The organism is Streptomyces sp. NPDC041796 (genome assembly GCF_055590785.1).
The window spans coordinates 1-6,934 of the sequence record NZ_JBVJAH010000060.1 but is presented as its reverse complement, the minus strand read 5'-3'; the positions used below and the strand labels follow the sequence as shown (position 1 = coordinate 6,934).

The 6,934-nt window shown below is 65.3% G+C and carries 1 protein-coding gene and 4 pseudogenes; 4 read left to right on the top strand and 1 reads right to left on the bottom strand.

What is annotated here, in order from left to right; translation table 11 throughout:
* Positions 1-153 precede the first annotated feature (153 nt).
* The 3 genes and pseudogenes from ACZ6C1_RS38270 to ACZ6C1_RS38260 form a co-directional block, all read left to right on the top strand.
* A pseudogene (locus ACZ6C1_RS38270) lies at positions 154-463 on the top strand (transposase); the annotation flags it as partial.
* A 106-nt stretch (positions 464-569) separates the two neighbouring features.
* Positions 570-1,745: pseudogene (locus tag ACZ6C1_RS38265) on the top strand (IS701 family transposase).
* A 664-nt stretch (positions 1,746-2,409) separates the two neighbouring features.
* Positions 2,410-4,371 (top strand): RICIN domain-containing protein, encoded by a 1,962-nt coding sequence (locus ACZ6C1_RS38260; RefSeq protein ID WP_469247660.1) that lies wholly within the window; start codon positions 2,410-2,412, stop codon positions 4,369-4,371.
* Between the two features lie 1,002 nt (positions 4,372-5,373).
* On the opposite strand, the pseudogene ACZ6C1_RS38255 reads toward ACZ6C1_RS38260, so the two are convergent.
* Positions 5,374-6,566, bottom strand: a pseudogene (locus ACZ6C1_RS38255) (IS110 family RNA-guided transposase).
* A gap of 121 nt (positions 6,567-6,687) precedes the next feature.
* Here ACZ6C1_RS38255 and ACZ6C1_RS38250 point away from each other — a divergent pair.
* Positions 6,688-6,831, top strand: a pseudogene (locus ACZ6C1_RS38250) (IS5/IS1182 family transposase); the annotation flags it as partial.
* Positions 6,832-6,934: the final 103 nt, after the last annotated feature.

The window sequence follows — 6,934 nt, the reverse complement described above, 5'->3', positions numbered from 1 at the left end:
GCAGAGCCCCCGGGCTGTCGGCGGTGTCGAGTGGAATCAACACCGCCAACGACCGGGGGCTCTGCCACGTCACCACCCCAGTTGACCAGGCCTTACAGCCCCGCAGAGGCAGGATAAAAAAGGTTCAGTGGGAACGGCTGGAGCCCCCTCTGACGCTCCCGCGGCGGGTTCTCCACGAAGATCCATCTTGCAGCAGAGGACAGATGCCGGGCCCTCAGCCTGATCCTGACCCCCGGTCACCGGGGTGACGGACCCCAGCTCGAGCACGTGCTGGAACAGGTCTCCGTGCCCCGCACCGGGGTCGGACGGCCCCGCACCCGGCCCGACCACTTCCTGACGGACAAGGCGTGCATCTCCCGCAGGAACCGCCGCTACCTGCGACGACGCGGCATCCGGCACACCATCCCCCGAACGCATCGACCAGCACCAACACCGCAAGAACCGCGGTTCCCGAGGCGGCCGTTACTTCGTTACGTTGGGTGATCTTGCCTGGTGGTGGGCATTCTTCGGTCATGAGGCTGGGGGAGGTGGAACGGCTCCGGGGCGAGTTGGCGTAGTTCGTTGCCGATGTGCTCGGGTCGTTGCCTCGGCGGGATCAGCCGCGGTGGGGCGGCTGTTATCTGCGGGGGCTGATGCTGGATGGCCGGCGCAAGTCGGTCCAGCCGATGGCCGAGCGGCTGCCGGACGGGAATATGCAGGCCCTGCAGCAGTTCGTGAACCAGTCGCCGTGGGATCCGCTGCCGGTTGCCGGCGGATCGCCCAGTGCCTGACCGAAGCGGTCCGGCCTGAGGTGTGGGTGATCGATGACGTGTCGTTCCCCAAGTGCGGCACAGCGTCGGTCGGGGTGGCCCGGCAGTACCGCGGTGCGCTCGGAAAGCGGGCGAACTGCCAGGTCGCGGTCAGTGTCCATGCCGCCACCGACACCGCCTCGTGCCCGTTGCACTGGCAGTTGTATCTGCCGCGGGAGTGGACGGACGAGCCGGACCGCTGCCGCCGGGCAGGAGTGCTGGACGAAGCCGTTGCCCATCGGGAAAAGTGGCGCCTGGCTCTCAGTCTGCTGGACACGCTCACCGGCTGGGAGTTGAAGGCGCCGGTGGTGGTCGCCGACGCGGGCTACGGCGTCAGCACTCCGTTCCGGCTCGGTCTCGAGGAACGCGGACTGTCCTACGTGTCGGCGCTGACCGGCAAAGAAGTCGCCCATGCCGAAGAGGCCGAGCCGCAACAGCCCGCCTATGGCGGGCTCGGACCGCCGGCCCTGCCCCGTTACCGCACCCCGCCCCGAGCCGTCTGCCTGGCGGCACAAGCCGGTGCGGAACAGTTCACCGAAGTCACCTGGCGTCAGGGCAGCAAAGGCGCGATGACCTCGCGGTTCCGCCCTGACGGTCCGGCCCGCGGGCAAGCAGTCCCTGGCCGCGGCCCAGGAAGCGGGCGGCGGGCGCAACCGGTGGGACGGTGTCCTGCCCACCCGGACTCTTCTGGTCGAATGGCCGCACGGGCAGGACGAGCCGACGGGTTACTGGATATCGAACCTGCCCGCCACCACCCCGATCACCGACCTGGTGGGCTGGGCGAAGATGCGCTGGCGGATCGAGCACGATTACCGCGAGCTCAAGCACGGCCTGGGCCTGGACCACTTCGAAGGCCGCCCCTGGCGCGGCTGGCACCACCACGTCACCCTCGTCACCGCCGCCCAGGCATTCCTCACGATGCGGCGGCTCGGACCAAAAGCCCACACGCCGGCCTGACCCCCTACCAGGTCCTCGACACCCTCCAAGCCCCGCTGCAGTGCTGGACCGACACCTGCATCACCTGCGGCCGAGCCCTGCCCCGCAACAGAACCAGACGAAGAACCTAACGAAGCACTCTAGTACTGCAACCACACACAAGTGTGATTGCAGTACTAGAGTCGAACGTGTGCGCCCACTGTGCGATGTGTTGCGACGTCCGCAACCAGGGCCCGCCAACCCGACCGCTGCATTACCTGGTTGCACTGATTCCGCACAGCATTTGCGATCACTTATGACAGACGTGATGGCCTGAGGGTGTACGCGTTGTACTGAGGTGGATGCGGTGTGCCACTGAGGCGCCTGCGTTATGTCAGGCACTCAGAGGAGTGCTGTAACAATATGGTCACGGCATATTTGAAGAGGGCTAGACCATTTGATTACTTGCGGGTAAATGGCGGTCCGGGTCGCATAGTTGACGGCACGTCAAGGCCGACCTTTCTCCGCCAGGCTGCTCATGGGGCAGCAGTCCGCTATGTCTGAATCCTTCATTCTTCCAGTCTGGCAAGCTTCCGGCACCGTTCTTGACCAAGAGGAGAGGTGCAGCTTGTCCGGACGCCGAAGACTCGAGCAGCACCGACGCCGCAAACCGCGTCGGTCCATATTCGTCGCAGCCTTAGCACTCGTGACGATCGTCGGCGGGGTAGCGTACGAGGCCGCCGACTACACCACAAATGCCGACCCCCTGCCGCCACAAAAGCAAGCCGTCGGCGCTCCAAGCCTCATTAAGCCGGAGCCGGCAATCGAACCGCTCAGGGATGACGAGCCCGAGCCGCAGGCCGAAATACCGAAGGACGAACCGGCCAGAGGGCTTGTGTACAAAGGCCTCCAACCGGCGCCCAAGGGACACCCGTGCGCAGGGGTGTACAAGACCGCTACAGGTCACTGCACCCACGGTCCAGATGCGCCCCCAAAGAGTGTCAACATCAAGAAGGATACGCCTCCTGCGGTAAAGGTCGGCGACTTAGCGCCGGAGCCCGGGCTCCCCAGAAAGCTGGAGCCCTCCCGTAGCCCACTGACCAGCCCCAGTGTTCCAGGCTTCGACGCCTCTGCTCCTTCAGAAGCAAGCAGTCCGCCGACGAATCCCGGCGACGACTCCGGAGTGACTACCGCCAATGGCCCCGCCGGGCAAACCGTGCAATGCGATGGCGACGGCAGCACCGGTAACCGTGTCCAGGTCGTCTACGTTCACCCCCCCGGGTACGACCGCTACGCGACGTATGGCGCGTCCTTCCGCAAGTGGGCGGCCGACGCTGACCTGATCTACTCCGAGAGCGCTAAGGACACCGGCGGCGTGAGACACATCCGCTACGTCACAGCTGCCGACTGCACCCCTACGGTCCTCAACGTCGAACTTCCTACCTGGGCGCTTTCGGAGTTCAGCGCCATGAATAAGGCGCTCGCTGCCAGAGGCCTCGACCGCCGTGACCGCAAGTACATGATTTTCGCCGATGCCCAAATCTACTGCGGCATAGGAACCTTCGCCGGCGACGAGCGGCCCGGCCAGAGCAACCTCAGCAACTTCGGCCCCTCCTACGGGCGCACTGACACCGGCTGCTGGGGCGGACACACCGCCGCCCACGAACTGGGGCATAACCTCGGCGCAGTCAATAACAGCGCGCCCAACACCAGCTACGGTGCCCACTGCACGGACGAGTGGGACGTGATGTGCTATTCCGACAGTCCCTACTACCCGCGCATGCGCTCAGTCTGCCAGGCGGGCCAGTACGAGAACCGGCTGGACTGCAACCACGACGACTACTTCCACACCAGTCCCAGACCCGGCAGCTACCTTGCTACGCACTGGAACATCGCCGACAACCAGTTCTTGATGAAGAGCAAGAGCGGCAGCCAACCCGATCCCAGCCCAAGTCCAACGGGCGGCCCCACGGCGGGGCCGGATGTCACCGTTGGGGAGATCAGTCCAGATTCTGCCGTGGTCAGCTGGAAGGCGGCCGACGGCGCGGCCTGGTACCGACTGTTCTTGAACAGCCAACCAATGGGATGGGCGAAGTCAACGAGCGCGCGCATCTACAACCTGCGGCCAGGAACTGAGTACACCATTGCTGTCTCGGTGCTTGACACCTCCGGCAAGGAGACGCGACCGGGCAGAGCGACCGGCTTCCGCACCGCGGGCGGGGGAGGTGGCAAGACCCCGGTGCCAAGCACCCCCTACTTGCTTACCAACGGTGCGACTGGAACAGCGGCGGAGATCTGGGGAGGACAGACTGCCGACGGCACCGTCCTTGTCGGCTCCCAGCGCAACGGCTACAAGCAACAGCAGTGGTACTTCGACAACGCAGGAGGCGGGTACAACCAGGTCCGCTCCGTGGCGACCGGCAAATGCCTGCAGATTGGCGGGAGCGCCACTGCGGGGATGTGGGTTGGCCAGCAGCGGTGCAGGAACATCGCCTCACAGCGCTGGAAGATTACCGAGAACGGCAGCGGGCTAACGATCACCTCTATGGACAACATCCGCTACGTACTAGGAGTCAGCAACCGCTCGTACTACGGGTCCAAGCTCATAGAGCTGCAGCTCGCTGCCGGAACCCCGTCTCAGATATGGACGGCTGAGAAGCCCGCCTGATCTCCCATAGCTGGAAGGGCAGGCGGGAGCCCCACATCCCGCCTGCCCTTCCCCCTGGCAAGGAGCAGCCAAGATGCGCAGAATCCTTCCGGCCACCCTGGCGGCCGCGCTGGCTGGGACCGTGGCCTTGGTGTATGGCGCTGATGCGCATGCACATGGCGGGACTCTGGACCTGGACATCACCGGGAACACCAACGGCCAGGTTGAGGTCACGGTCTCCTGGGACAACGATAACGATCCCGTGAGTGAGCGAGTCGCCGCTACGGTCAATGCCCAAAGCGCTAATGGTCACAGGGCGGTCGGCCCCTGGACACTGGTCCGCGATTCTGTAAACCCGGCCAGATACCGCACGAAAGAAGCCCTTCCACCCGGCCACTGGAATGTGACGGTGGAGGCAGGCTACCCAGCGCTCGGCCGCGACGAAGCGGACGTCACTGTCTCACCCAGCACACCTGCATCCCCTTCCGCCGTACCTGAATCGCCACGGCCCACGTCTGCAGTGCCACCCAGATTGGCTCCCCCCTCCGTAAACCACCGTGAACGCCACTCCGCTGTTGCAGCATCCGGTGCGCGTACCGACAAAGCGACTGACGCCCAATGGAGCACTCTGCCGGTGGCCGCCGCGCTGATAGGCGCACTGATCGCCGGTGCCAGATGGCGTCGGCAACGCAAGAGAACTGAGCGCACCTCCCAGCAGTCGCCGCCGAGCTGAAGGCCGTCGGTTCAACTCCACAGACAAGCCGACCCTCAGCGGTAGATCGGTCACTGGGACACGGCCTCACGCTGGTTGCGGAAGCGGGTGATCGGCTAACTGATCCCTACGTTGTTCTGCGGGACGTGGTGAGTCCTTCGTATGGTTCACCCACCCAGGGGCGCCGAGTGTGGCTCTAACTGATCTGCTGCTCGTAGCTAGAAACGATTGGCCGCTCGGCGCCCCACGCCGACTCGGCTGCCAATTAGGAATTGCGAATGATCGCTGAGTAGGATTCCTAATGTCGTTTGTCAAGCCGCGAGGGCTGTCGGCGGAATCGGCTCGTAGCGTCGTTGGTCGCGTAGAAGCGCCCAGAGAACGTTGACGCGACGGCGGGCGAGAGCGAGGACAGCTTGGGTGTGGCGCTTGCCCTCGGCCCGTTTGCGATCGTAGAAGCGGCGGGACTCCGCACACCTTCGGATGCTGAACAGCGCGGAGGTGTAGAAGACGCGTTGGAGGCGGCGGTTGTATCGCTTGGGCCGACGCAGGTTGCCGCTGATCTTGCCCGAGTCACGTGGAACCGGCGCGACGCCGCCGAAGCTGGCGAGGCGGTCGGAGGTCCCGAAGACGGTCATGTCTCCGCCGGTGGCGGCCAGGAACTCGGCACCGAGGATGACGCCCAGCCCGGGCATGCTGGTGATCACGTCGAAGTGGTGGTGATCGCGAAACCGGGCCTCGATGAGCTTGTCGAGCTCGGCGACCTGCAGGTTGAGAGCCATCACCTCCTTCGCCAGCGTGTGCACCATCTGCGCGGTCAGCCTCTCGCTCGGCAGGCTGGTGTGCTGACGCTCGGCGGCCTGGGAGGCCGTCTCCGCGAGCTGGTCGGCGTTGCGAACGCTGCGGTTGCGTAGCCAGGTCGCCAGCCGTTTGGTGCCGAGTCGACGTAGGGCAGCCGGGGGGTCTGGTAGCCGGTCAGCAGGGTGAGCGGGCCGGTGTTCGTGAGGTCCAGAACCCGCTCAAGGCCGGGGAAGAGTCCGGACAGTTGCGCCCGCAGCCGGTTGACGGTGCGGGTGCGGTCCGCGACCAGGTCCATTCGCCGGCCGGTGAGGATCTTGAGGTCGGTGACGGTCTCGTCCTCGGACCGTAAGGGCTGGAGGTCACGCCGGATGCGAACCTGATCCGCGATGACCGCGGCGTCCTTGGCATCGGTCTTGCCTTCACCGCGGTAGCTCTCAGAGGCGCGGTGGATGGTTCGGCCGGAGATGTAGTGGACCAGCTGGTCATGGTTGAGGAGGATTGCGATGGCCAGGGCGGATCCGCCGTCGGCCAGGTCGATTCCCCAAGTCACCTCGTCGCCCAGGGCCGGGACGTCGGTGAGAAGCTCGAGAAGGTCAGGCTCGTCGTTGGCGACGCGCCGCGACAGCAGCCGACGGCCGCTCTCGTCGATCGCGACGCAGTGGTGGTGGGTCTTTCCTGCGTCGATGCCGGCCCAGATCGCGGCCATGCGGTGAGCTTGTTCAGTTTGGCCCCTGATCGGGTGATGGTTGGGAGTGGTGTAACGGGCGAGGCCCTCAAGCGTTGAGCGGGATGTCTGACGTCCGCAGCTCTTCGACTCGGGGGCCTCGTTGGTTCCTTATCGTGCCGTACTCGATGTCCCGCATGCCCTGGTGGAGTGGGTCACGATGCTGATCGTCACCCGGGAAGGTGACCGTCGCTGCCGGCTTGCACCGTCCGAGCGTGCCCTGGTCGCACTGGTGTACCTGCGCCAAGAACGACACTGAGGGGCCTCGCGTTCTTCGGACAGGGTCTTGACTGTCGCGTTCAGGCGGCGGTCCGCAACTGCATGTGCTCGGCGTGGACTTCTTGCGGAGG